This is a genomic window from Pseudarthrobacter sp. HLT1-3 (assembly GCF_059383535.1).
Genome location: NZ_JBWZCJ010000007.1, coordinates 109,777 through 134,571, shown reverse-complemented (window position 1 = coordinate 134,571; position 24,795 = coordinate 109,777). Strand labels below are relative to the sequence as shown.

Here is a 24,795-nt window from a genome sequence, read left to right as displayed (position 1 = left end):
AGAGGGGTTTAGGCCTCGGCGCTGCGTGCCGGTGCCCCGGCCTCGCCTACGACAACTTCGCCGTTGTGGCGGCGTGTGCGGGTGCGGCGGCGCGCGCGGGTGGCGCGGTCGACCTCGGTCGGTGCGCTGGCGGTAGCCTTGGCCGGAGCCTCGGCCGCGGGGCCGGTGCTGGCGTCCGCCTCGGCCGGACGACGACGGCGCTCTCCCGAGCGGACGCTGTCCTTGCTGCCGGTGGCGCCGCCGCTGCGGCGGCTGTCGCGTCCGCCGCCGGTGCTGTCGCGTCCGCCGCCGGTGCGGGCGCTGTCGCGTCCGCCGCCGGTGCTGCCGCTGTCCCGGCCGCCGGTGCGGGCGCTGTCGCGGCTACTGTCACGGCCGCCCGCCTGGCCGGTGCGGGGGGCATTCCTTTTGCCGGTCTCGCCCAGGTCCTCGAGGACCTCGGCATCAACACCGGCCAGCACACGCTTGTCCCGGGGCAGACGCCCCTTGGTGCCCGCGGGGATGTCGAGTTCCTCGAAGAGGTGCGGGGAGGAGGAGTAGGTTTCCACCGGCTCAGGGACGCTCAGGCCCAGGGCCTTGTTGATCAGGCCCCAGCGGGGCATGTCGTCCCAGTCAACGAAGGTCACGGCCGTGCCCTTGTTGCCGGCGCGGCCGGTGCGTCCCACGCGGTGCAGGTAGATCTTTTCATCTTCGACGCACTGGTAGTTGATCACGTGGGTGACGTCGTCGACGTCGATGCCGCGGGCGGCGACGTCGGTGGCGACGAGGACGTCCACCTTGTTGTTGCGGAAGGCGCGGAGCGCCTGCTCGCGGGCGCCCTGGCCGAGGTCGCCGTGGATGGCGGCGGCGGCAAAGCCGCGGTCCACGAGTTCCTCGGCCACCTTGGCGGCGGTGCGCTTGGTCTTGGTGAAGATGATGGTCCGGCCGCGGCCGCGGGCCTGCAGGATGCGGGCCACCACCTCGATCTTGTCCATGCTGTGCGCACGGTAGATCAGCTGGCGGATGTCGCGCTTGGTCAGGCCTTCGTCGTCCGGGTCGGCGGCGCGGATGTGCGTCGGCTTGGTCATGTAGCGGCGCGCCATCGCGACGACCGGACCGGGCATGGTGGCCGAGAACAGCAGGGTCTGGCGGACCGCGGGGGTGCCGGCGATCAGGGTTTCGACGTCCGGGAGGAAGCCGAGGTCCAGCATTTCGTCCGCCTCGTCGAGGATGACCATCTTGACGTTCTTCAGGACGAGGTGCTTCTGCTTGTACAGGTCGATGAGGCGGCCGGGGGTGCCAACGACGACTTCGACGCCGTTCTGCAGCGCTTCGACCTGCGGCTCGTAGGCGCGGCCGCCGTAGATCGTGGTGATGCGGGCGTTGCGCTTGCGGGCGGCGTTCTGCAGGTCGTTGGCAACCTGGACGGCCAGCTCGCGGGTCGGCACGATCACGAGGGCCTGCGGGGCGCCCGGGGCGGGAAGCTTGTCATAGCCGGCGTCGTCCGGTCCGACGACGCGCTGCAGCGCCGGGATGCCGAAGCCGAGGGTCTTGCCGGTGCCGGTCTTGGCCTGGCCGATGATGTCGTGGCCGCTGAGGGCGACGGGCAGGGTCATGGCCTGGATCGGGAAGGGATGCGTGATGCCGGCGTCGGCCAGCGATTCGACGATGTCTGCGCGGACGTTGAAGTCGGCGAAGGTCTTCTCGGCGATCTCATGCGGCTTCTCATCCGAGATGATGGTCTCTTCAGGCTCGAGCGTTTCCGTTCCGGATTCGTCGGTCAGAAGCTGGTGTGTGTGCAATTCACTCACTAGGGGAGTTTCCTTATTCATTTGGGCTGCGCTGCTTGCTCAACGGGGCCGGCCGGGTGGCCGTTCCGGAGCACGCTCAGGCGCGCAAGCAAATCCAGTGGAAGCCGATCGCGGGCTGCTAAATGCTGGCACTGGGGACCAGCGGGTCTGACTCAAGATCGCGTAGGGGCGGGCTTGTTGAATTCGAAAATCGAGGAAATCAACGACCGGGCATCCATATCTACCTTCCCAGTCTAGCTGTACCCGGCCCGGAACCTGGACGGTCACCGCCGGCGGCGCGCGGGAGGCTGCCGGATGCTCAGCCCACGAGCTCCAGTTTGACCTCGCGGGTGGCGATGTCGGAGGAGACGATGCGGACCCGGACCTGGGTGCCGGGTTCCAGTTCGCCGGGGCAGCGGGCGGTCACCGCGGGCTCGGCGATCTGCACGATCCCGGAGGGTCCGTTTCCGTTGCCAGGCTTGGTGCCCCCGTTACCGTTCTTCCCGTTAGCGCTTTTCCCGTTCCGGGCTATCCTGCTGCCGGAGATCACCACGGCGTCGAACTCCTGGCCGACGTGGTTGACCAGCAGCGCAGCCTCGACGGTGTCGAGCGCGAGGCGCTCCAGCTTGGCGGCCAGCTGGTCCGAGGTCGCCATGATCGCGGGAAGGGACGGCAGGGCGGCGCGGGCCCAGCCGGGGACGGCCGTGCCGTTGCTGAGCGCCTCGCAGATCACCAGGACGAACCGGTCGATCAGCCGGCGCAGCGGGGCCGTGGAGTGGGCGTAGGCGGCGCCGATGGCGGCCTGGGTGGCTGCCTCGGGGACCGTCCCGTCGAAGGGTGTGTAGCCGGCGCCGCGGAACAGCATGCCGGCCGAGTGCACGATCGCCAGCTGCCGGGCGTCCGTGGGGTCAAGGGTGCGCAGGTATTCGCCGTAACTCATCTCGCCGTCCCAGGGCTTGCCCAGGGCGCGGGTCTGGCGGTGGAAGTGCGCCAGTGAGGCTTCATCCGGCGGCGGCATGGTGCGCAGGATGCCGACTTTGCCGGCCAGCATGATTTCCGCGGCGGCCATCCCCGTCATCAAGGAAATCTGGGCGTTCCAGTCCTCCACGGGCAGCGGCGGCGCCGCGACAATCCGGTAGCCGCCGTCGGGCAGCTGTTCGATTTCCTGCTCCGGCATGTTCAGGCTGGCGCCGCCGCGGAGCCGTTCCAGCTCCACCCGCTTCATCCCGACCTCCCTGAGCAGCTGCAGGACGGGGGCGGCGGTTCCGGCGTCAAGCTCGGCCTGCACCCCGCGGTAACTGAGCTTGGCCCGGCTGCGGACCGCCGCGCGGCGAACCAGCACCGCGGACACCTCGGCGGCGGCGTCCAGCTCGAATTCCCAGACGAAGGCGGCGCACAGCTGGCCGGCCAGCAGGCTTCCGGCCTCCTCGCTGATGACTTCAGGGTGCAGCGGAATCCGGCCGTTCGGGGTGTAGAAGGTCTGGCCGCGGCGCCGCGTCTCGGCGTCGAGCGCACCGCCGGGGGAGACAAAGGAGGGGACATCGGCGATCGCGTAGTAGACCTTGTAGCCCTCACCGGCACGGTCGATGAACAGGGCCTGGTCCAGGTCGGTGGAAGACGCCGGATCGATGGTGACAAAATCGATATGGGTGAAATCCAGCTCCGGCAGCTCGTGCCCGGCGACGGCCTCCTTGGCCTCCCGGAGCGCGTCCTCGGGGAAGGGCCCCGGCAGCTCCAGCGTCGTGCGCAGCGCATTGAGCGCCTCGGCAAGTTGGTTCTTCTGCTGGTGGACGCTTGGGGTCAGGCGATGATGGGACACGAAAATCAGATTAGCTTCATTTGCGCCATTAGTCTTGGATCATGAGCACATCCCCGGTCGATCCTGCCCGTTACAACAGCTTCCTGAGGGACCTGCTGGGAGTGATGGCCTACGGCGAGCTGTCCGCCTTCGAACGGCTCTCCTCCGATGCGCGGTATTCACCCACGCTGCACGACCGGGCGGTGCTGGGCCGGATCGCGGTGATCGAGTTCCAGCACTACGAACTCGTGAGCGCCAGACTCGACGCCATGGGGCTGGACGTTGAGGCCGCCATGCTGCCGTTCCAGCCGTCTGTGGACCACTTCCACGAACGCACCCGCCCCGCGGACTGGTACGAATCCCTGATGAAGGCGTATGTGATCGACACGGTCTCCGCCGATTTCTACCGCGCCGTTTCCCGCGAGGTTGACGCCGGCACGAGGGCCCTGGTGGAGCAGATCCAGGCCGATGCGGAGGCCACGGCGGTGCTGCGGGAGCTGCTCAAGACCGCCCTTGCCGACGACCCGCGGTTGGCCTCGCGGCTGGCGCTGTGGGCCAGGCGCCTGCTCGGGGAGGCCCTGACCCAGGCGCAGCGGGTGGGTTTGGAGAATGCGTTCGTCGGCGGCCTGGCCGGCGCGGACCGGGACCTGTCCGGGGACCGGTCCCGGGAACTCGCCCGCGGGCTGATGGCGGAACTGGCGGCGAACCATTCGCGCCGGATGAGGGAGCTCGGCCTGGCCGGCTGAGCGGACGGACCGCGCTCAGTTTCCCGCGGCATCGAGTGCGGCCAGCAGTGCCCGGGCGGCGTCGGCCGGATCATCGGCCTCCGTGATCGCGCGCACCACCACGATCCGGCGGGCCCCGGCGTCCACCACCTGCTCCACATTTCCGAGGTCAATGCCCCCGATCGCGAACCACGGCACAACTCCTGCGGCGGCGCCGGTGTTGGTGCCTTCGGACTCGTCCCCGTCCCTCTCCGCGGCCCGGCGGACCGCGTCCGCCGCGTGGCGCACCAGTCCGAGCCCGACGGCGGCGCGGCCGGGCTTGGTCGGGGTGGCCCAGACCGGCCCGACGCAGAAGTAATCCAGGCCGAGGCGGCCGGGGGTCGCGGCGATGGCTGCTTCCACCTGCTCCGGGCTGTGGGTGGACAGTCCGATCACGGCGTCCTGGCCCAGGAAGTCCCGGGCTGCCGCGAGCGGGAGGTCCTTTTGCCCGATGTGGAACACCGGAGCGCCCGAGAAGGCGGCGAGGTCCGCCCGGTCGTTGACTGCCCAGAGCTTGCCGTGACGCTCGGCGGCCTGATGCAGGACGTCCAGGAACTCCAGTTCCTCGGCCGCTTCCAGCGACTTGTCGCGCAGTTGGATGATGTCGACCCCACCGGCATACGCTGCGTCCACGAAGTCCGCGAAGTCCCCCTGTTCCTGGCGGGCATCGGTGCAAAGGTAAAGGCGGGCGGTGGTGTGCAGGGCATCCGGACTCATGGTTCCAGCGTAGTTCCCCTAAACTGGGCCAGTACCGCGGGAGCCCGCCGCAACCGTGCACGCCCTTGGCGTCCGGGACCGGCAGGCTGAGAGGGCGTCCCAGCCGACCGCTTGACCTGATCCGGTTAGTACCGGCGTAGGGAAGGAATCCTTTATGGGCGAAACATCGGCCCGCAGCCCGGCCGCCGGCAGCCGGAGCGCACGAGCGGCAGCCGGACATGACGCCGCAGCCGGCCCATATTACGACGTGGCCGTGATCGGCGGCGGCGTGGTCGGCCACGGGATCGCCTGGGCCGCGAGACGCTCAGGCCGTTCAGTAGCCCTGATCGACGACGCCCCCGGCAGCGGCGCCAGCTGGGCTGCGGCAGGGATGCTCGCCCCGGTGAGCGAACTTCACTACCAGGAGGATGCCCTCCTGGAGCTCATGCTGGAATCCTCCCGGCTCTGGCCGGGATTCGCTGCCGGACTGGAGCTCGGCGGGGGGCCGGGAACGGATCTCAGCGCCTCCGAAAGCACCAACACCGGGTACCTCACGACGCCGACCCTCGCCGTGGGCGCCGATGCCGCGGACCGCCGGGCGCTCGCGGACCTGCGCACCGTCCAGCAGTCGTATGGACTCGCCGTGGAGCCGATGACCGTCCGTGCGGCGCGCGGCCGGGAGCCGCTGCTGAGCCCGGGGATCTCCTGCGCCTTCGACATCCCCGCCGACCACCAGGTGGACCCCCGCCGGCTGCTCGCCCGGATCGGCGAACTCCTGGCCGCGGACAGCCAGTGCCACACCATCAGGGCGCGCGCCGCGGGGCTGCGCCGCGAGGACGGACGCGTGGCCGGCGCCCTTCTCGCCGGCGGCGGCTCCGTCCGGGCCCGCGAGACGATTGTGGCCAACGGCCTGGGCGCCGCCGGGCTCACGGGCCTGCCTGCCGGGCTCCGGTTGCCGCTGCGGCCGGTCCACGGCGACATTCTCCGGCTCCGGGTGCCCGAAAAACTCCGGCCGCTGCTGACCTCAACGGTGCGGGGACTCGTCCGCGGCGTGCCGGTCTACATCGTGCCCCGGCAGGACGGCACGGTCGTGATCGGAGCCACCCAGCGCGAGGACGCTCCCGGCGGCGACAACCACCCGGCAGTCCTGGCCGGCGGCGAACTGGCCGGCAGCGAACTGCCCGGCGCCCTGGCCGGCACTGCGGTGTCCGCCGGCGGCGTTTACCAGCTGCTCCGCGACGCCCAGCAGCTGCTGCCCGCGGTCGCGGAACTGGAACTGCTGGAAGCAACCGCCAGGGCCCGGCCCGGCACACCGGACAACGCGCCGCTGCTGGGCCGGGTGGCGGACCAGGGAAATCCTGGGGACGTTGCGGGACTGATCATCGCCACGGGGTTCTTCCGGCACGGAATCCTGCTCACGCCCGCCGCCGCGGAGATCTGTTGCCAGCTGATGGACGGCGTCGCCGACCCCCGCTGGGCCCGCTTCCGGCCGGACAGGTTCGCCGCGGACCGCCACCACCCATCCACCCCCGAGCACAGCAAGGAAACGCTATGAACATCACCCTGAACGGAACCGGGCGCACGCTCGCCGAGGGCGCCTCGGTTGGCACGCTGGTCAGCCAGGTCACCGGCCGGCCGCTGGCCCCGAACGGCCAGTCTGCGGACGGCACCAAACTCGGCGTCGCCGTGGCCCGCAACGCCGAGGTGGTTCCCCGCAGCCAGTGGCACGGCACCGTGCTCGCCGACGGCGACAACATCGAACTGGTCACGGCGGTCCAGGGAGGATGAGCGGCATCGCGAACACCACGGCGGCCGTCGCGCCGGGAGCATCCCCGGCGACAGCGGATCTGTTCACTCTCGACGGCGTGCAGCTCGGGTCGCGGCTGATCATGGGCACCGGCGGCGCGCCGAGCCTGCACGGTCTGGGGGCGGCACTGCTGGCGTCCGGCACGGAACTGACCACCGTGGCGATGCGGCGCTACTCGCCAGCGGAGGCCGGGTCGTTGTTCCAGCTGCTGCTGGAGCACAACATCCGGGTGCTGCCCAATACCGCGGGCTGCTTCACCGCCCGGGACGCCGTACTGACGGCCGAGCTGGCCCGCGAAGCCCTCGAAACGGACTGGGTGAAGCTGGAAGTGATCGCGGACGAGCACACCCTGCTGCCGGACGCGGTGGAACTTGTCGAGGCCACGGAGCAGCTCGTGGGCCGCGGCTTCAAGGTCTTCGCCTACACCAACGACGACCCGGTACTGGCGCTGCGGCTCGAGAACCTGGGCGCCACCGCGGTGATGCCGCTGGGCGCGCCAATCGGCACGGGTCTGGGCATCCTGAATCCGCACAACATCGAACTGATCGTTTCGCGGGCCTCGGTGCCCGTGGTCCTGGACGCCGGGATCGGCACCGCCTCCGACGCGGCCCTGGCCATGGAGCTGGGTTGCGACGCAGTGCTGCTGGCCACGGCGGTGACCCGGGCGCAGAATCCGGTGCTCATGGGGGAGGCCTTCAAGCACGCGGTGATCGCCGGTAGGCTGGCAAAAAGGGCCGGCAGGATTCCGCGCCGGGAGCATGCGCTGGCGTCCTCGGCGATGGAAGGCCGGGCCGAATTCCTTTAGGCAAAGGAGCCTGCCATGGCAGCCACCGGGGACGTCCTCACCGAGGAGCAGGTTGACGCGGCCCTGACGGCGCTGCCGGACTGGCGGTACCGGCTCGGCGGCCTCGTTACGGTCTACAGGGCGCCGACAGCGGCCGCGGCGCTGGAGCTGATCGCCGCTGTCGGACGCCTGGCCGAGGGGCAAAACCACCACCCGGATCTGGACTGGCGCTACAACCGGGTCTTCCTCCGCTACAGCTCGCACGACGCCGGGGACGAAGTCACGCGGCGGGACATCGCGGCCGCCACGGCCGCCGGTGCAGCGGCCGCCGGGATCGGGGCCACCGCGGAGCCTGGCCTGTACCGGACCGTCGAGGTGGCGATCGACTCAGAGGACCCGGGCGCCATTTCGGAGGTCTGGCGGGTTGCCCTCGGCTACCGCCGGGGCAGCTCCGATGACCTGGTGGACCCGTATGGACGAGGACCGACGGTCTGGTTCCAATCCACGTCCACCCCGACCCCGAACCGGCTTCACCTCGACATCCACCGCAGCAATGCCGAGTCCGGCACCGTGCTGGAGAAAACGGCAGCCACCGGGGCGTTAATGAACCGTGACCACGCACCCAACTGGGTGGTGGTCACGGATGCGCAGGGAAATCAGCTGTGCCTCTGCACTGAAGCCGGGCCCGTGCCCGATGTGCCGGCGACCTGAGCCCCGGCCAATCGGCCGCAGCCTGGCAACCAGCTGCCGCTAGCAGCGACCGCTAATAGCGCAGGATGGCAGTGAGCCGGGCAGTATCCCGGCGGGTGCGGGACTTGCCGAGGTACAGCACGGCCGCCACAGCGGCGGCTGACCCGAGGACCATGGGCAGCACCCACGGAATCCAGGTCAGCCCGGGCTGGTACCCCAGCCCGGCGGCGATGAAGCTGATCCAGCTCAGCATCCCGACGGCGAGTGCTACTCCCGCCGGCACGGCGATGCCGTATTTGGCATGCCGCTTGTCATTGGCCCAGACCACAAAGCCCGCGGCCACGGTCACCAGGGCAACCACAATCAGGGAAAGCATGTTCGGACTCCTCGCGGGTCGGGATGGAGCGGCGGCGGCGCGGCAGCCGCACCGGGTAAAGGCTAGAGGACGCCGAAACCGACCCGGCGCGATTCCTGGGCGCCGATTTCAACATAGCCCAGGGCATTGGCGGGAACGATGATCAGGCGGCCTTTTTCGTCGGTGAGGCGCAGCTCGCTGCCCTTCGCTAGGGCATCGCCGACCACCTTGGCCACGGCGTCGGCGTCCTGGGCCGATTCCAGGACAATTTCGCGGCCGATGTTCTGAATGCCGATCTTTACTTCCACTGCAAGGCCTCCCAGCCAATCAAAGTTCTCTTGGGTGTTATGTCTATTTGTAGTCTAGGTTTCCTTGGGGAAGCGGGAGATTCCGCGCCAAGCTAAACGGTAGATCAGATCGCTGGCCACATCGAGGTCAAGATTGCCGTCGGTTTCCAGCCAGTAGCGGGCGCTGATCTGTGCCATTCCCGCGAGTCCGCGGCCCAGCAGCTGGGCCTCCAGCTCCGGCAGCTTGGTGTCCTCCGCGATGACCCGGGCGACGGCGTCGGCGAAGGTCTTGTTGAAGGCTTCCAGCCGGGCACTGACGTCCACGTCATTGACCAGGTCGGACTCGAAGACCAGGCGGTGGGCCTGGTCGTCGCTGGCGATGAAGCGGAAGTAGGCGCGCATCACGGCTTTGACGCGCTCGTCGTTGTCCGTGGTGGAGTTGAGGGCACCGAGCAGCAGGGCGATCAGTTTGCTGAGCTCGCTGTCCAGCAGGGCCAGGTACAGCTCGCGTTTGGACGGGAAGTGCTGGTACAGCACGGGCTTGCTGACGTGGGCGGTCTCGGCTATTTCGTCCATGGCGGCTCCGTGATAGCCGTTGGCGACGAAAACTTCCTGGGCGGCCGCGAGCAGCTGAGTCCGGCGTTCATCGCGCGGCAACCGCGCGGAGCGCTGCCCGCTTCGTGCCGGCTCCGTCGACTTTCCGGCGTTACCGCGCTCAACCGGTGCCTGATGAACCACTGTCGGCCTTCTTTCGCTTGCTGTTACCTTCACTTTACGTGCCAGTAATATGACCTGGCGCATCTTCGGGCATAGATTGAAGTATGGCTTCCAAGTTGACTCCAAACGCAGCCCCCGCTAGCCCGGAAAAAACGCCCGCAACGCCCGGGCCGCTGGTGGAACCGGCGGACGGCCTGAGCCCGGCGGAAGTTGAACGTTACTCCCGGCACCTGGTCATTCCGGAAATCGGGGCGATCGGGCAGCGCCGTCTGAAAAACGCCAGGGTCCTGGTGATCGGCGCCGGCGGCCTCGGCTCTCCCGCGCTGCTCTACCTGGCCGCCGCCGGCGTGGGCACCCTGGGAATCATCGACGACGACACCGTGGACCTGAGCAACCTCCAGCGGCAGGTCATCCACGGCGTCGCGGATGTGGGCCGGCTCAAAATCGAATCCGCCCGCGACGCCATTGCCGCGCTGAACCCGCTCGTGGACGTCCGGCTGCACGATGTCCGGCTTGACGCCTCAAACGCGCTGGAACTGTTCGCCGGCTACGACCTTATCCTCGACGGCGCCGACAACTTCGCCACCCGGTACCTTGTAAACGACGCCGCGGCGATCCTGGGCAAGCCCTACGTCTGGGGTTCGATCTTCCGTTTTGACGGGCAGGTCAGCGTTTTCTGGGAAGAGTACGGACCCACCTACCGGGACCTGTACCCGGAGGCCCCGCCCGCAGGCTCCGTGCCGTCCTGCGGGGAAGGCGGAGTCTTCGGGATGCTCTGCGCCGCGGTTGGCGCGCTGATGGTGACCGAGGCCGTCAAACTGATCACCGGCGTCGGGCGCTCCCTGCTGGGCCGCGTGGCGCTCTTCGACGCGCTCGGCGGGACCTGGCGGGAAATCCGTGTCTCCCGCGATCCCGAGGCGGAGCGGATCACGGAACTGACCGACTACGAGGCTTTTTGCGGCATCACCCCCGCCGCGGAGGTTGGCACCGAGCGCACCGTGACGGCGACCCAACTGGCCACGATGCTGGCCTCCCGGAAGGCCGGGCTCAAAGACTTCCGCCTCATCGACGTGCGGGAGGCCGGGGAGCACGAGATCGTCCGGATCGACGGGGCGGTGCTCATCCCGCAGGGCCGGATCCTGGCCGGCGAGGCCTGGCACGAGCTGCCCCAGGACACAGACATCGTCTTCCACTGCAAGGCAGGGACACGTTCCGCTGCCGTCCTCGCCGCCGCCCGGGCGGCCGGGTATGAACGGGTCAGCCACCTCGACGGCGGAATCCTGGCCTGGGTGCGCGACGTCGAGCCCGGCAAACCGGTGTACTGAGGCTGAGCCTGAAACCGGTCTCCCAACGTCACGGCTGAAGCGGATTCATAGGGAAGCCAGAGACGGCTGAAACCCGGCTACGCATGGGAAGCCTGAGGGGGAGTGGCTGTCGGTTTAAGCTGTGTGCCGGCGGGGTTGATCCACGGCAGCGGTCACAACGACGGTGTCCGCAGCCGGATCGTGCACAACCGGGCAGGCAGCGTCCGGCGCTTTCGCTGCGGGAGGTTCAACCGTAATGCCGTACAGCGCTTCCAGGGCGGCCACATAGTCTTCCTGCTGCCCGTTGGCGGCCAGCTCGCGGGCGCGGACCGTGGGGACGTGCAACAGCTGCTTGACCATCCGGCGGAGCGCGAATTCGACCTCCTCGGCCGCGGCGGTGCAGCCGTGCCGGGCCCGGACCTTTTCCATTTCCGCGTCCAGGACATTCATGGTGTGCCGGCGGAGGGCGACGATTGCCGAGTCCACCGAGCGGGACTCGCGTTCCTGCTCGAAGGCGCTGGCCGCGCCGGACACGATGCTGCTGGCCTGGGCCAGCGATTCGGCCTGTTCCTGTGGGGCGGCCAGCCGGACCGACTCCAGCGTAAGCAGTTCGACGCCGTCGAGTCCGCCAACCGCGGGATCGAAGTCGTGCGTGAGGGCCAGATCGATGGCGATCAGGGGCTGGGGTGAGTCCGCCCGGACCTTGGCCAGTTCTGCGGCTTCGACACGGGTATCCGCGCCGCTGCAGCCGATCATAACGTCGGCGGCGGCAACGGCCGCCGGAAGGCTTTCACCGTCCAGCGCGGTCCCGCCGCGGGTGGCGACGAAACCGGCGGCGCGGCCGGAGGAGGAATAGACGGAGACGTCCGTGCAGCCGCGTTCGCGCAGCAGGGACATGGTGGCGCCGGCGTAGGCGCCGGTGCCGAACACCACGATCTTCTTGGTGGACCAGTCGGGGTCCTCGGAGAGATCGGTGGCTAGGTCCAGGGCAACGGAGACGACGGAGAGGCCGCGGGCGCCGAGGGCGGTCTGGGCGCCGACGTCCTTGGCGGTCTTGGACGCCGCCTGGAACAGCCGGACGAGGCCGGAGCTGGCCGTGCCTTCGTGCTGGGCGGTAATCAGGGCCCGGCGCACCTGGCCGGCGATTTCGCGTTCACCGACCACGGCGGAGTCCAGCCCGGAGCTGACCGAGAACAGGTGTTGGGTGACGTCCGGGCCGGTGCGGGTGCTGAAAGACTGCGCTACGAGCTGTTCGTTGAGCCCGGTGGATCCGCTGAGCTGGGCGATGAGGGCAGCGCGGGCGTTGTCGACGTCGTCCGGGCGGGGCGCTTCACCATAGATTTCGAAGCGGTTGCAGGTGGCAAGCACAATGGCACCCGCCACGGCCGGCGATCCGGCGAGGGCGGATGTGGCGAGCTCCGAAGCGCCGGTGCTCAGTTGAGCAACGGTCTCGAGATCGATGTCGGCGTGTGTCGCCACCAGAGAAAAAAGAACCACAGCAGGACAATCATAGCTTTTTCGTTCATGCGTAGAACAACTAACCGACATGTAACCGCACACACCGGGCTGTGACTCCCGCCACCGCGGGTCGCAGCCCGGGTCGCTGTGCGCGTCGCTGCCCGTGCCGGTGACAACCTGTCGTTATCTTTTGGGGCCGATTTTGGGCACAATCGAAGGCATGACTCCTAGCGCTGCGGCAACACCTGAAATTTCCGGCCTGGACGCCGGGCACCCGCTGATGGACGGCCGCACCGCGGATTCCCCGCTGATCACCGCCTACCGCGGCGGCAAGCCGTCCCGCCGTCCGGTCTGGTTCATGCGCCAGGCAGGCCGCTCGCTGCCCGAATACCTGAAGCTGCGCGAGGGGGTCGCGATGCTGGATTCCTGCCTGCGCCCCGAGCTGGCGTCCGAGATCACCCTGCAGCCCGTCCGCCGGCACGGCGTCGACGCGGCCATCTTCTTTTCGGACATCGTTATTCCACTCAAGCTGGCCGGAGTAGGGGTGGACATTGTTCCAGGTGTTGGTCCCGTGCTGGACAAGCCGGTCCGCACCGCGGCCGACGTCGCCGCCCTGCCCCAGCTGACCTGGGAAGCCCTGGAGCCGATCCGCGAAGCAGTCCGGCAGACCGTGGCCCAGCTCGGGAACACCCCGCTGATCGGCTTCGCCGGCGCGCCGTTCACGCTTGCCGCCTACATGGTGGAAGGCAAGCCGTCCCGCGACCACCTCGGCCCGCGCACCATGATGCACGCCGATCCCGAGACCTGGACAGCGCTGGCGAACTGGGCCGCTGACGCCTCGGGCATGTTCCTGCGCGCCCAGCTGGAAGCCGGCGCCTCGGCCGGCCAGCTCTTCGACTCCTGGGCGGGATCCCTCGGCCTGGCCGACTACCAGCGCTTCGTCGCCCCGGCCTCCGCCCGGGCCCTGGACCATGTGCGGCACCTCGGCGCCCCGCTGATCCACTTCGGCACCGGCACCTCCGAGCTGCTCGTTGCCATGCGCGACGTCGGCGTCGACGTCGTCGGTGTGGACTACCGGCTGCCGCTGGACGAAGCCAACCGCCGACTGGGCGGCACGGTGCCGCTGCAGGGCAACATCGACCCGGCCCTGCTGTCCGCCCCGTGGGAGGTGCTGGAGGCCCACGTCCGCGCCGTCATTGCCGCCGGCGCCTCGGCCCCGGGCCACGTCCTGAACCTCGGCCATGGCGTCCCGCCGGACACCGATCCCGGCGTGCTGACGCGCGTCGTCGAACTTATCCACTCGATCTCTCCGGAGTAAGACCGGTGGAGGCACCCGGCAGCACCGCAGCCCCGACCCCAGCACCTGCCGCAGCGCAAACCGCCGTGGTGGTCGGCGGCGGGGTCTCCGGCCTGCTCGCGGCCCGCGAGCTCACCCGGGCCGGGGTCCGGACCACAGTCCTGGAAGCCTCCGGCGCGTGGGGCGGCTGCGTCGGCAGCCACGTGGTGGCCGGCCTGACCCTGGACAGCGGCGCCGAGTCCTTCGCCACCCGGTCTTCCGCCGTGGCGGACCTGGCCAGGGAGCTCGGCCTGGCCGACGCGATCGTTGCACCAAATCCCGGCGGTGCCTGGGTCCAGCTGCCCGATGGCCCGCGCGAACTTCCGCGCACCGGGGTTCTCGGCATCCCGGCGAACCCGTGGGACCCGGAGGTCCGCCGTTCCCTCGGCCTCGCCGGTTCGCTCCGGGCCTCGCTGGACAAACTGCTGCCCGCAGCGCTTGGCACCAAGGCCGAGGCCACGAGCGTCTCGGCACTCGTCCGGGCGCGGATGGGGCGGCGCGTGCTCGAACGGCTCGTAGCCCCCGTCGTCGGCGGCGTCCACTCCGCGGACCCGGACGTCCTGGACATCGACATGGTGGCACCGGGCCTGCGCGCCGGGATCCGGGAACACGGGTCCCTGGCCGCCGCCGTCGCGGCCCAACGCGGCGGCGCCCAGCGCCGGAGGGCCCAACGTCCGGGGGCCCTGCGCAGGGATCAGCCCGCCGGGGCGCCGACAGAGGGGGCGCCGCCGGCCGGACTGCAGAAGGCGGGATCGGCCGTCGCCGGGTTGCGTGGCGGAATGCACACCCTCATCTCCGCACTTCTGGCCGAACTGCGCGGCCAGGGCGTGACGCTGCTGGCCGGCACCCGGGCCGACTCCGTGGAACGCACCGCCGACGGCTGGCGGGTTTCCGCAGCCGGCGCCGCGCACGACGCCGGGCTCCTGGTCGTCGCCGTGGAAGGCCCGGCCGCCGTCGATCTGCTCGCCGGTGCCCTGCCGGACCTTGCGGGCCGCCGACCGGAGGCCGGTCCCGACGTCAGCCTGGTCACCCTCGCGGTCGACCTGCCCGGGCTCGACGCCCGGCCGCGCGGCACCGGGGTCCTGGTCGCGCCGCAGAGCCTGGGCATCCAGGCCAAGGCACTCACCCACGCCACCGCTAAATGGCGGTGGCTGGCAGACCAGGCCGGCCCAGGAACCCACGTTCTCCGGCTCTCCTACGGCCGCGGCGAGGCCCGGCACGGGGCCCGGGGCCTGCCGGAGCCGCGCACCGACGCCGAACTGTACGCGGCTGCCCTGAAGGACGCCTCCGCCCTGCTGTCCGTTCCGGTCACGGCCGGGGACGTGGTGGACTGGGACGTCGTGCGCTGGGGCGGCGCTCTGCCCTTCGCCTCACTCGGGCACAAGCGCCGCGTCGCCGAGGTGCGGAGCATCTGCGCGTCGGACGGCACGCTGGCGGTGGTGGGCGGCTGGCTGTCCGGCAACGGCCTTGCGGCGATCGTTGCCGACACCCCGAAACAGGTCCGTCAGCTCCTGTCCTGAGTTGCGCCGGGGGCCGCACGCCGGGCAGATTTCCGGCACCGGTCGCGGGCCCGCACGCGCCGCGGGATAACCGGTGCCAAGGGGAATCCGCAAATTTTCCCCCGACTCTCCTGGCGGCTAGGGTCGATGACCATGGTTACGCACAGGTCCAACGTCGACAACACGCAGGCCGGCCGCCGGAGGGGACGCCGGCGCGGCACGGCCGCAGCGGCGCTCGGAGTGGTGCTGGCTCTCTCCGCGGGCGCTCCGGCCTCACAGGCAACCACGGCAGTTTCCACGCCGGCCCAGGGTCCTGGCGCGGTGGATGTATTCGCCCTTGACCTCGATGGCCTGGCCGGCGGCCTGCTCGCACCGTTGAGGCGGCCCACGCCGAGTCCCTCGCCCTCGAGCTCCTCGCCGCAGCCGACACCCTCCGAAGAGCCCGACGAGCCGGAGCCGAGCCGCAGCCCGAAGCCGTCGCCCACAAGGCCCGCCAGCCCGCAGCCGGTCGCCCCGCCGGTACCCGTGGCCCCCCGGGTGCCCTGGGCTCCGCAGCCCATCTCGCCCGTGGCACCCCAGCCGGCCCCGCCGGCACGGCCCCTCCCGGGTCCGTCCGCCGCGGAGTCGGCGCCCGCCGCTGCAGCTCCGGACACAGGCGCCCCGGCCGCCGAAGCGCCGCACGGGACCCCGGCCGCTACGGAAGCCCCGACCGCTACGGAAGCCCCGACGGCGCCGTCGAACACGGCCACGGCCTCCCCGACAGCCTCGGGCGTCGCGGCAATCGCGTCGGCCATACCCCGTTCCGGGAGCACCTCGATGGAGGCCACGTCAGCGCGCCAGCCCATAGAGGAGGCACCGTTGCTCGGCCTGGGCATCGGCCTGGTCGTCCTGTCCCTGGTCGCCGGCGTTGTGGTGCTGCGGATCCGCCGGGTCTGACGGCCCGGCCAGACCCGGCAGTGCGCCCCAGGTGCGGCCGGGTGCGGCGCCGGCACCCCCGGCGGTGTGAAATGAAGCACTTCTACACGCTGTAGAAGTGCTTTATTTCGACATAGCTGAGGGGAACAGGCAAACTGGTATCCATGAGCCACACTTCTGCCGAAACTGTCACTAAAACCGAATCAGCAAGCGACGAATCAGCCGAGCAGTTCTTCACGCTCTGGACGGTTTTCAAGCGCTCCGGCGACGTGGTCCGCAGCGGGGACGCCGCCGCCGAGTTCGACGCGCTCACCGCGCGGCTGGCCGAGGCGGGCGTGGTCCACCGCGGCAGCTACGACGTTTCGGCGATGCGCGCGGATGCGGACATCATGGTCTGGCTGCACGGCCCCCAGCCGGAGGCACTGCAGCGTGCGGTCCGGGACATCCGCCGCAGCAAGCTTTTCACCGGCACCGAGATCGCCTGGTCCGCCATGGGCGTGCACCGGGAGGCCGAGTTCGCCAAGAACCACACCCCCGCCTTCTCCCGCGGTGTCGAACCGGCGGAATGGCTCTGTGTCTACCCGTTCGTCCGCTCGTACGAGTGGTACCTGCTGCCGGACGCCGAGCGCGGCACGATGCTGCGCGACCACGGCATGCTGGGCCGCGACTTCCCCCAGGTCATCTCCAACACCGTGTCCTCGTTCGCCCTTGGCGACTGGGAATGGATCCTCGGCCTGGAAGCGCCGGAACTCGTGGACCTGGTGGATTTGATGCGGCACCTGCGCGCCACCGAAGCGCGCCACCACGTCCGCGAAGAAATCCCGTTCTACACCGGCCGCCGGGTGAGCGCCGCCGGGATCGCCGAGGTTCTTTCATGAGCCCGCTGGACCCCCAGTCAGCTGCCTTGGCCGCCACCTCCGTCAACGAGGTGACCGAAGCCGGCCGGTTGGCACCCAAGGACTACGACGCCGTGCTCCTCGCCTCCTTCGGCGGGCCCGAGGGCCAGGAAGACGTGCTTCCGTTCCTGCGCAACGTCACCCGCGGCCGCGGGATCCCGGACGAGCGGCTCGAAGCGGTCTCGCACCACTACCGCGCCAACGGCGGTATTAGCCCGATCAACCAGCAGAACCGGGAGCTCAAAGCGGGCATCCAGGCCGAGCTCGCCGCCCGCGGGATCGAACTGCCGGTCTTCTGGGGCAACCGAAACTGGGCCCCGTACATCCCGCAAACCCTCCAGGACATCTACGACGCCGGGCACCGCAAGGTGCTGATGGTCACCACGAGCGCCTACTCCTGCTACTCCAGCTGCCGCCAGTACCGCGAGGACATCGGCGTTGCGCTGACCGAAACCGGACTCGACGGCAAGCTCGAGGTCGACAAGGTCCGCCAGTACTTCGACCACCCCGGCTTCGTGGAGCCGTTCATCGAAGGGACCGCCGCCGGCCTTGCCGACGTCCGCGCCCGGCTGGCCGCGTCCGGAACCCCGGACGCGCCGGTGCAGATCCTGTTCGCCACGCACTCCATCCCCACCCGCGACGCGGAGGCCGCTGGCCGCTCCGACGCCGAGCCCCGCCAGTTTGAGGAAGACTCCGCCTACGTTGCACAGCACCTCGCCACCGGCACCGAAGTCATCCGCCGGGTGGAGTCCGAGACCGGTGACACCGCCCCCTGGTCCCTCGTCTACCAGTCCCGCTCCGGAGCCCCGCACGTGCCGTGGCTGGAACCCGACATCAACGACGCCATCGAAGAACTCGCCGGCCAGGGCATCAAGGGCATCGTGATCGTGCCGCTGGGCTTCGTCAGCGACCACATGGAAGTCGTCTGGGACCTCGACACCGAGGCCCTGGACACCTGCGCGAAACTGGGCCTCACCGCGAGCCGCGTTCCCACACCCGGGACGCACCGCAAGTTCGTCGCCGGAATCGTGGACCTGATCTGCGAGCGGACCGCCGCGAACCACATCGCGGACCGGCCGCACCTGACCGCACTCGGCCCCTGGTACGACGTCTGCCGCCCGGGCTGCTGCGCCAACTTCCGCGGCGAAAAGCCCACCATCGCGGGCGCCGACACCACCATCGGCACCGGCCACGCCCCCTACCCGGACGCCGCCGGCACAGCCGCCCCGGCGGCGGGTCAGGACACACTGTGACCGTCCGGATCGGGACCCGCGCCAGCAAACTGGCCCTGACCCAGACCCAGCAGACCGCTGACCAGCTGGCCGCGGTCGGCGGCTTCCCGGTGGAACTGGTCCACATTCGGACCGAGGGCGACGTCCTCAAAGGATCGTTGTCCCAGATGGGCGGCACCGGTGTCTTCGTCGCGGCCCTGCGCGATGCCCTGCTGCAGGACGCGTGCGACGTGGCCGTCCACTCGCTCAAGGACCTGCCCACCGGGGCGGCGCCCGGACTGACGCTCGCGGCGACGCCGAAACGCGTCGACGTCCGGGACGTGCTGTGTGCCCGCGACGGGCTCAAGCTCGCCGACCTGCCCCTCGGCGCCACCGTGGGCACCGGTTCCCCGCGGCGCGCCGCCCAGTTGCGGGCTGCCCGCCCGGATCTTGACATCCGCGACATCCGCGGCAACGTGGACACGCGGCTCGGCCGGGTCCCCGGCCTGCCGGGCAACAGCACCAATGCCGTGGTCGAAGGCAAGAGCTGCGACCTCGACGCCGTTGTGCTCGCCGCCGCCGGGCTGCACCGGATCGGCCGACTCGATGCGGTCAGCGAGTTCCTCGAGCCCGAGGTCATGCTGCCTGCCGCCGGGCAGGGTTCCCTCGCGATCGAATGCCGCTCCGCCGATGCGCCGCGCAAGGCCGGATCCACCGAAGGCTCGCAGGGCGTGCTGGCGCAGGCCCTCGCTGCCCTCGACGACCCGGACACCCGGCTGGCCGTCACCGCGGAACGGGCGCTGCTGGCCCGGCTGGAGGCCGGCTGCGCGGCCCCGGTCGGTGCCTACGCCTACCGAAAGGGCAGCCTGCTGCACCTCGAAGCTGTGGTCTGCGCCGTCGACGGGACAGCCACGATCCGCGATAAGAAAGCCACCGACGGACTGAACGAGGTCGGGGCGACCCTGCTCGGGATTGAACTCGCCGAAGTCCTGCTGGCCCGCGGGGCCGCCGACATCGCGGACCTGGCCGCATCCTGAAGCGCGGACTCCGGTTACTTATGGGACGTCGTAGAGCCCAAAACCCCGGTGCCCAAAGCGTGGGTGCCCAAAACCCCGGTGCCCTAGAGGCGATGGACATATTGGCCCCCGGCGGACCGGACGGGCAGCAGGGGATAAGGGTGCCGGAGGGCGCCCGGGTCCTCGTCGCCCGCAGCCCCGACCGGGCCGGTGAGCTGGTCACCGCCCTGCGCAGCGCCGGTGCCGAGCCCCTGCTGCTGCCACTGATCGACTTCGAACTCGCCAGCGACCAGCACTCCCTCGATGTGGCCTTCGATGCGCTGGGCGCCGGGGCCTACAACTGGCTGGTGGTCAGCAGCGTCACCACGGTCCAGGCCCTCGAGGCCAAAGCCGCCGAGCGGGGAACGACGCTCAGCCACTGGCTCCCGGGCAGCCTTCTCGTTGCCACGATCGGGCCAGCGACCCGCCATTTCCTCGAATCCCGGGGAGTCGACGTCGACCTGGCGCCGACCGGGCAGCAGTCCGGAGCGGGGCTGACCGAAATCTGGCCCGAGCACCAGGGCAGTGTGCTCCTGCCGCAGGCGGACATCGCGGATCCCCGGCTGCGCCGCGGACTGGAAGCCCGGGGCGCCTCCGTCCAGGCCGTCACCGCCTACCGCACTGTGGACTACCCGGCCAACCCGGGCCGGAGCCTTGCCGCGTGCCAGCCCGCTACGACGGGTCCCGGATCATCACGGGACCACGGAGCCGCCGTGCTCACCCCGGCGCAGGCGAAAGCCGAGATCGGCGCCGGCCGGCTCGACGCCGTCGTCGCCGCTTCCCCCAGCGCTGCCCGGCGCATCCACGAGGACCTTGCCCCGCTGGGCGGCTGCCGTTTCGTCGCGATCGGACGGTCGACCGCCGCCGAGGCGGATTCACTCGGCCTCGCCGTCGCCGCGGTCGCCGATAAACCCACCGCCTCCGGCCTGGTCGACGCCGTTATCCGTTCCCTGGCCAGCCGGCCGTCCCCACCTCATCAGCCAATTGCAGAGCCCACAGTAAAGGACACCTTATGAGCTTCCCGACCCACCGCCCACGCCGGCTACGCACCACCCCGGCCATGCGGCGGCTGACGGCCGAACACCGTCTTTCGGCCTCGGAGCTCATCCTGCCCGCCTTCATCCGTGAAGGCCTGACCGAGCCGAACCCGATTGCGTCGATGCCCGGGGTGCAGCAGCACACCACCGACACCCTGAAGCGCGCCGCAGCGGACGCCGTCAAGCTCGGCGTCGGCGGCATGATGCTCTTCGGCATCCCCGCCGTCCGCGACGCCACCGGCACCGCGTCGCTCGACCCCGACGGCGTCCTGAACAAAGCGATCCGCGACGTCCGAGCCGAGGTCGGCGACGAGCTGGTCATCATGAGCGACGTCTGCCTGGACGAATTCACCGACCACGGGCACTGCGGCGTCCTCGACGCCAACGGATACGTCGACAACGACGCCACCCTGGAGATCTACGGCCGGATGGCCGTGGCCCAGGCCGACGCCGGCGCCCACGTGCTGGGCCCGTCCGGCATGATGGACGGACAGATCGCCGTGATCCGCCAGGCCCTCGAGGCAGCAGGCCACACCAACACGGCAGTCGTCGCCTACGCCGCGAAATACGCCTCCGCGTTCTACGGACCGTTCCGTGAGGCCGTCGACTCACAGCTCACCGGCGACCGCCGCACCTACCAGATGGACGCCGCAAACCGCCGCGAAGCGATCCTCGAAGTGGAACTGGACCTCGAGGAAGGCGCAGACATGGTGATGGTCAAGCCCGCCATGAGCTACCTCGACATCCTCGCCGACGTCGCCGCCATGAGCCCGGTCCCGGTCGCGGCATACCAGATTTCCGGCGAGTACTCGATGATCGAGGCCGCCGCCGCGAACGGCTGGATCGACCGCCGGGCCGCGATCACCGAATCCGTGCTGGGCATCAAACGGGCCGGGGCCAACATGGTGCTGACCTACTGGGCGAGCGAACTCGCCGGCTGGCTGAAGGAGTCCTGATGAACACGTCGACTGACCCGCTGCCGGGGACGAACCCCACGGACCCCGTAGGCCCGGGACGCATCCTGCTGGGCCTGAACACCTTCGGCGACGTCGGAGTCTTCCCCGACGGGCACCCGGTCCCGCACGCCCAGGTGCTGCGCCAACTCCTGGAACAGGCCGAACTCGCGGACGAAGTGGGGCTCCATGCCTTCGGCGTGGGGGAGCACCACCGCCGCGACTTTGCCGTCTCCGCCCCCGAGGTGTTCCTCGCCGCGGCGGCCGCCCGGACCCGGCGCATCCGGCTCGGCTCCGCCGTTACGGTGCTGAGCTCCGATGACCCCCTCCGCGTCTTCCAGCGCTTCTCCACCGTGGACGCCCTTTCCAACGGCCGGGCCGAGGTCATGCTGGGCCGCGGCTCCTTCGTCGAGTCCTTTCCGCTCTTCGGCCTCGACCTGGCCGACTACGAGGTCCTGTTTGAGGAAAAGCTCGAGCTCTTCGACAAGGCCCGCGCCCAGGAGCCGATCCGCTGGGAGGGCCGCACCCGGCCGGCCATCAACGGGCTCAGCGTCTACCCGCCGCTGGAACACCACCTGCTTCCCACCTGGATCGGCGTCGGCGGGACCCCGGAGTCGGTGCTGCGCTGCGCCGAATACGGCTACCCGATCATCTTTGCCATCATCGGCGGACAGCCCCGGTCCTTCGCCCCGCTGGCGAACCTCTACCGCGAGGCGATGGCCAAATACGGCCACCCGATGCAGCAGGTTGCCACGCATTCACCCGGCCACGTTGCCGAAACCGACGACGAGGCGCGGGAGGAGTTCTTCCCGCGCTGGCTCGGCCAACGCAACCTGATCGGCGCCGAGCGCGGCTGGGGGCCGGGCAACCGCGCCGAGTTCGACGCGATGTGCGCCCCCGAGGGCGCCCTGTACGTCGGTTCGCCGGACACGGTCGCTGCGAAGATCGCCCTGCTGAAAAAGAACCTGGCCGTGGACCGCTTCGACCTCAAGTACAGCAACGGCACGCTGCCGCACAAGGCGATGATGCGCTCGATCGAACTGTTCGGCACCGAGGTGGCGCCCCGGGTGGCCACCCTGCTGGCCGCGGCTGCGCCACTCCATTGAAAGCGACTGAAAGAATAACAACCATGACTTCCAGCCACCCCCGCAACGAGGAACTCTTCGAACGCGCCCGCCAGCTGATGCCGGGCGGCGTCAACTCCCCGGTCCGCGCGTTCGGCTCCGTCGGCGGGACCCCACGTTTTATGGTCTCCGCGAAAGGACCCTACCTGACCGATGCCGACGGCGACGAGTACGTGGACCTGGTCTGTTCCTGGGGGCCGGCCCTGCTGGGGCATGCCCACCCGGCGGTCCTCGCGGCCGTCCATGCCGCCGTCGACCGCGGGCTGTCCTTCGGCGCCTCGACGCCGGACGAGGCCAACCTCGCGGCGATCGTCCAGGAACGGGTCTCCGCCGCCGAACGTGTCCGGATGGTCTCCACCGGCACCGAAGCGACCATGACCGCCGTCCGGCTGGCCCGTGGCTTCACCGGCCGTGACCTGATCATCAAGTTCGCCGGCTGCTACCACGGCCACCTCGACGGGCTGCTCGCCGCGGCCGGCTCCGGCGTGGCCACACTGGCCCTGCCGGGCTCCGCCGGCGTCACCGCCGCCACCGCCGCCGAGACCCTGGTGCTGCCCTACAACGACCTCGCCGCCGTCGAAGCCGCCTTCGCCAAGCACGGCGGGAACATTGCGGCCGTGATCACCGAGGCCGCGCCGGCCAACATGGGCGTCGTCACCCCGGCTGACGGCTTCAACGCCGGCCTGTCCCGGATCACACGGGAAAACGGTGCCCTGCTGATCCTCGACGAGGTCCTCACCGGTTTCCGGACCGGGTACTCCGGCTACTGGGGACTCACCGGCGGGGCGGCCGACGCTGCCCAGCCGTGGACCCCGGACCTGCTGACCTTCGGCAAGGTCATCGGCGGCGGGATGCCGGCGGCGGCACTCGCCGGCCGGGCCGAGGTCATGGACTACCTTGCACCGCTGGGACCGGTCTACCAGGCCGGCACGCTGTCCGGGAACCCGGTGGCGATGGCCGCCGGCGTCGCCACCCTGACCCATGCCACCCCCGAGGTCTACTCCTTCGTGGATGCCCGCTCGCTGGAGCTCTCCGCGGCACTGTCATCGGCACTGGAGACGGCGGGCGTGGACCACTCGATCCAGCGCGCCGGGAACCTGTTCTCGGTAGCGTTCGGCACGTCCGCCCGGGGCGTGCACAACTACGACGACGCCCAGGGCCAGGAAGTGTTCCGCTACGCACCGTTCTTCCACTCGATGCTGGATTCAGGCGTCTACCTGCCGCCCTCGGTCTTCGAGGCCTGGTTCCTGTCCGCCGCGCACGACGACGCCGCCATGAACCGGATCTTCGATGCCCTGCCGGCTGCTGCCAAAGCCGCGGCCGCCGCGAAGGCCTAGCGCCGTCGTCGAACGCGGCAACGGTTAAACAACTCAGGGCACCCGCCGTGGCGGGTGCCCTGAGTTGTTTAGCTGTTTTGCATTCCGGGACTAGAACGCCACGGTCACGTCGCCGTTCGGCCATTCCTTCTCGATGAAGGCCTTGACCTCGGGGGAGTGCAGGAGTTCGTCGAGCTTCTTGATGCGCACGTCATCCTTGGAGTCCTCGCGCCAGGCCAGGAAGTTCGCGTAGGGGTTGTTCTCCACGGATTCCACCGCCAGGGCGTCCTTGGTGCTCAGACCGGCCTTGAGGATGAAGTTGCCGTTGATCAGGGCCAGGTCAACCGACGGGTCCTTGAGGTCATTGATCAGCAGTTCCGGCTGGTTCTCGGAGAACTTCAGCTTCTTCGGGTTCTGCTCATCGGTCAGGGTCAGGACCGACGTGTCATCCTTGATGTCCTTGACCAGACCTGCGACCTGGAGCACCTTGAGGGCGCGGACCTGGTTGGAGGGGTCATTGGTGATGGCGACCTTGGCGCCGTCCTGCAGCTCGCCGATGTCCTTGACCTTCTCGGAGAACGCGGCGTACGGCTCAATGTGGACGCCCTCGCCGTGCCCGAACTTGTAGCCCTTGGTCTTCACCTGGTCCTCGTACCACGGCAGGTGCTGGTAGTAGTTGGCGTCCAGTGAACCGTCGCTCAGCGCGGTGTTGGGCGTCTGGTAATCCTCAATTTCCTTGATGTCCAGCTTCAGGCCTGCCTTCGGGGCAAGGTCCTGGTTGATGAACTCGAGGATCTTTGCCTGCGGCACGGGGCTGGCGCCGACCGTGAGCGTGGCGGGCTTCGCCGGGTCGAGGGCCGTGCTCTGGGCGCTGGGGGTGGACGAACCACCGCAAGCCGTCAGCGCCAGGGCGGTGACGATGCCGGTGGCCAAGAGGGTGAGTGACTTACGCATTGGATGCGTTCCTTTCGAAATAGCTGGATTCACGGCGTTGGCCGTGATCCGCGCAGATGCAGAGGGCGGCTAC

24 protein-coding genes are annotated in these 24,795 nt (G+C 69.8%); 16 read left to right on the top strand and 8 right to left on the bottom strand.

All coding sequences use genetic code 11. The annotated features are described in order from the left end of the window. Positions 1-8: 8 nt before the first annotated feature. Together AC50X9_RS08430 and AC50X9_RS08425 are read right to left on the bottom strand one after the other, a co-directional pair. Complete coding sequence (locus AC50X9_RS08430) at positions 9-1,787, bottom strand: DEAD/DEAH box helicase (protein ID WP_494892362.1); 1,779 nt, start codon at positions 1,785-1,787, stop codon at positions 9-11. A 298-nt stretch (positions 1,788-2,085) separates the two neighbouring features. Beyond that, positions 2,086-3,585 carry an RNB domain-containing ribonuclease gene (locus AC50X9_RS08425; protein ID WP_494892360.1) on the bottom strand — a complete coding sequence of 500 codons (1,500 nt, stop codon included), beginning with the start codon at positions 3,583-3,585 and terminating at the stop codon, positions 2,086-2,088. 41 nt (positions 3,586-3,626) lie between these two features. Here AC50X9_RS08425 and AC50X9_RS08420 point away from each other — a divergent pair, with 41 nt between their 5' ends. Beyond that, positions 3,627-4,310 (top strand): ferritin-like fold-containing protein, encoded by a 684-nt coding sequence (locus tag AC50X9_RS08420; protein ID WP_494892358.1) that lies wholly within the window; start codon positions 3,627-3,629, stop codon positions 4,308-4,310. 15 nt (positions 4,311-4,325) lie between these two features. Here the strand turns inward: AC50X9_RS08420 and AC50X9_RS08415 are convergent, their stop codons facing one another. After that, positions 4,326-5,045: a thiamine phosphate synthase gene (locus tag AC50X9_RS08415; protein WP_494892356.1), complete on the bottom strand. Its 720-nt coding sequence runs from the start codon at positions 5,043-5,045 to the stop codon at positions 4,326-4,328. 154 nt (positions 5,046-5,199) lie between these two features. On the opposite strand from AC50X9_RS08415, the gene AC50X9_RS08410 reads away from it, so the two are divergent. Genes AC50X9_RS08410 through AC50X9_RS08395 form a run of 4 tightly spaced genes read left to right on the top strand, consistent with a single transcriptional unit; the run spans position 5,200 to position 8,326 of the window. After that, entirely contained in the window at positions 5,200-6,579 is a 1,380-nt protein-coding gene (locus tag AC50X9_RS08410) for an FAD-dependent oxidoreductase (protein ID WP_494892354.1), read from the top strand. Next, positions 6,576-6,812, top strand: coding sequence for a sulfur carrier protein ThiS (gene thiS, locus AC50X9_RS08405; protein WP_494892352.1), 237 nt, complete (start codon positions 6,576-6,578; stop codon positions 6,810-6,812). The genes AC50X9_RS08410 and thiS overlap by 4 nt, the downstream gene beginning before the upstream one ends. Then, a complete protein-coding gene (locus AC50X9_RS08400; RefSeq protein ID WP_494892350.1) occupies positions 6,809-7,636 on the top strand; it encodes a thiazole synthase in 828 nt (275 codons plus the stop codon). The genes thiS and AC50X9_RS08400 overlap by 4 nt, the downstream gene beginning before the upstream one ends. Positions 7,637-7,651: 15 nt before the next feature. Then, positions 7,652-8,326 carry a 4a-hydroxytetrahydrobiopterin dehydratase gene (locus AC50X9_RS08395; protein ID WP_494892348.1) on the top strand — a complete coding sequence of 225 codons (675 nt, stop codon included), beginning with the start codon at positions 7,652-7,654 and terminating at the stop codon, positions 8,324-8,326. A gap of 52 nt (positions 8,327-8,378) precedes the next feature. Here the strand turns inward: AC50X9_RS08395 and AC50X9_RS08390 are convergent, their stop codons facing one another. From AC50X9_RS08390 to AC50X9_RS08380, 3 genes are all read right to left on the bottom strand, one after another. Continuing rightward, complete coding sequence (locus AC50X9_RS08390; RefSeq protein WP_494892346.1) at positions 8,379-8,681, bottom strand: hypothetical protein; 303 nt, start codon at positions 8,679-8,681, stop codon at positions 8,379-8,381. Positions 8,682-8,743: 62 nt separating this feature from the next. Continuing rightward, positions 8,744-8,968 carry a DUF3107 domain-containing protein gene (locus tag AC50X9_RS08385; RefSeq protein WP_494892344.1) on the bottom strand — a complete coding sequence of 75 codons (225 nt, stop codon included), beginning with the start codon at positions 8,966-8,968 and terminating at the stop codon, positions 8,744-8,746. Positions 8,969-9,022: 54 nt separating this feature from the next. Then, positions 9,023-9,577 carry a TetR/AcrR family transcriptional regulator gene (locus tag AC50X9_RS08380; protein WP_494892488.1) on the bottom strand — a complete coding sequence of 185 codons (555 nt, stop codon included), beginning with the start codon at positions 9,575-9,577 and terminating at the stop codon, positions 9,023-9,025. Between the two features lie 191 nt (positions 9,578-9,768). Between AC50X9_RS08380 and moeB the strand changes: the two genes are divergently transcribed. Further along, positions 9,769-10,989, top strand: a complete 1,221-nt coding sequence (moeB, locus tag AC50X9_RS08375) for a molybdopterin-synthase adenylyltransferase MoeB (RefSeq protein WP_494892342.1) — start codon at positions 9,769-9,771, stop codon at positions 10,987-10,989. Between the two features lie 114 nt (positions 10,990-11,103). Here moeB and AC50X9_RS08370 read toward each other — a convergent pair whose 3' ends face one another. Continuing rightward, positions 11,104-12,465, bottom strand: a complete 1,362-nt coding sequence (locus AC50X9_RS08370) for a glutamyl-tRNA reductase (protein WP_494892340.1) — start codon at positions 12,463-12,465, stop codon at positions 11,104-11,106. Positions 12,466-12,646: 181 nt separating this feature from the next. Between AC50X9_RS08370 and hemE the strand changes: the two genes are divergently transcribed. From hemE to hemL, 10 genes are all read left to right on the top strand, one after another. Continuing rightward, a complete protein-coding gene (gene hemE, locus AC50X9_RS08365) occupies positions 12,647-13,744 on the top strand; it encodes a uroporphyrinogen decarboxylase (protein ID WP_494892338.1) in 1,098 nt (365 codons plus the stop codon). Positions 13,745-13,749: 5 nt separating this feature from the next. Further along, a complete protein-coding gene (gene hemG, locus AC50X9_RS08360; RefSeq protein WP_494892336.1) occupies positions 13,750-15,282 on the top strand; it encodes a protoporphyrinogen oxidase in 1,533 nt (510 codons plus the stop codon). 132 nt (positions 15,283-15,414) lie between these two features. Next, a complete protein-coding gene (locus tag AC50X9_RS08355; RefSeq protein WP_494892332.1) occupies positions 15,415-16,197 on the top strand; it encodes a hypothetical protein in 783 nt (260 codons plus the stop codon). A gap of 143 nt (positions 16,198-16,340) precedes the next feature. Continuing rightward, complete coding sequence (gene hemQ / locus AC50X9_RS08350) at positions 16,341-17,054, top strand: hydrogen peroxide-dependent heme synthase (RefSeq protein ID WP_494892326.1); 714 nt, start codon at positions 16,341-16,343, stop codon at positions 17,052-17,054. Then, positions 17,051-18,325 carry a ferrochelatase gene (locus tag AC50X9_RS08345; RefSeq protein ID WP_494892324.1) on the top strand — a complete coding sequence of 425 codons (1,275 nt, stop codon included), beginning with the start codon at positions 17,051-17,053 and terminating at the stop codon, positions 18,323-18,325. Before hemQ ends, AC50X9_RS08345 begins: the two co-directional genes overlap by 4 nt. After that, positions 18,322-19,320 carry a hydroxymethylbilane synthase gene (hemC, locus tag AC50X9_RS08340; protein ID WP_494892322.1) on the top strand — a complete coding sequence of 333 codons (999 nt, stop codon included), beginning with the start codon at positions 18,322-18,324 and terminating at the stop codon, positions 19,318-19,320. Before AC50X9_RS08345 ends, hemC begins: the two co-directional genes overlap by 4 nt. 92 nt (positions 19,321-19,412) lie before the next feature. Then, positions 19,413-20,354 (top strand): uroporphyrinogen-III synthase, encoded by a 942-nt coding sequence (locus AC50X9_RS08335; RefSeq protein WP_494892320.1) that lies wholly within the window; start codon positions 19,413-19,415, stop codon positions 20,352-20,354. Continuing rightward, positions 20,351-21,331, top strand: coding sequence for a porphobilinogen synthase (hemB, locus tag AC50X9_RS08330; RefSeq protein ID WP_494892318.1), 981 nt, complete (start codon positions 20,351-20,353; stop codon positions 21,329-21,331). The genes AC50X9_RS08335 and hemB overlap by 4 nt, the downstream gene beginning before the upstream one ends. Next, positions 21,331-22,434 carry an LLM class flavin-dependent oxidoreductase gene (locus tag AC50X9_RS08325; protein WP_494892316.1) on the top strand — a complete coding sequence of 368 codons (1,104 nt, stop codon included), beginning with the start codon at positions 21,331-21,333 and terminating at the stop codon, positions 22,432-22,434. The genes hemB and AC50X9_RS08325 overlap by 1 nt, the downstream gene beginning before the upstream one ends. Positions 22,435-22,457: 23 nt before the next feature. Beyond that, on the top strand, positions 22,458-23,789 hold the full coding sequence (gene hemL / locus AC50X9_RS08320) for a glutamate-1-semialdehyde 2,1-aminomutase (protein WP_494892314.1): 1,332 nt from the start codon (positions 22,458-22,460) through the stop codon (positions 23,787-23,789). 90 nt (positions 23,790-23,879) lie between these two features. Here the strand turns inward: hemL and AC50X9_RS08315 are convergent, their stop codons facing one another. Further along, positions 23,880-24,722, bottom strand: coding sequence for a MetQ/NlpA family ABC transporter substrate-binding protein (locus AC50X9_RS08315; RefSeq protein WP_494892312.1), 843 nt, complete (start codon positions 24,720-24,722; stop codon positions 23,880-23,882). Between the last annotated feature and the right edge of the window lie 73 nt (positions 24,723-24,795).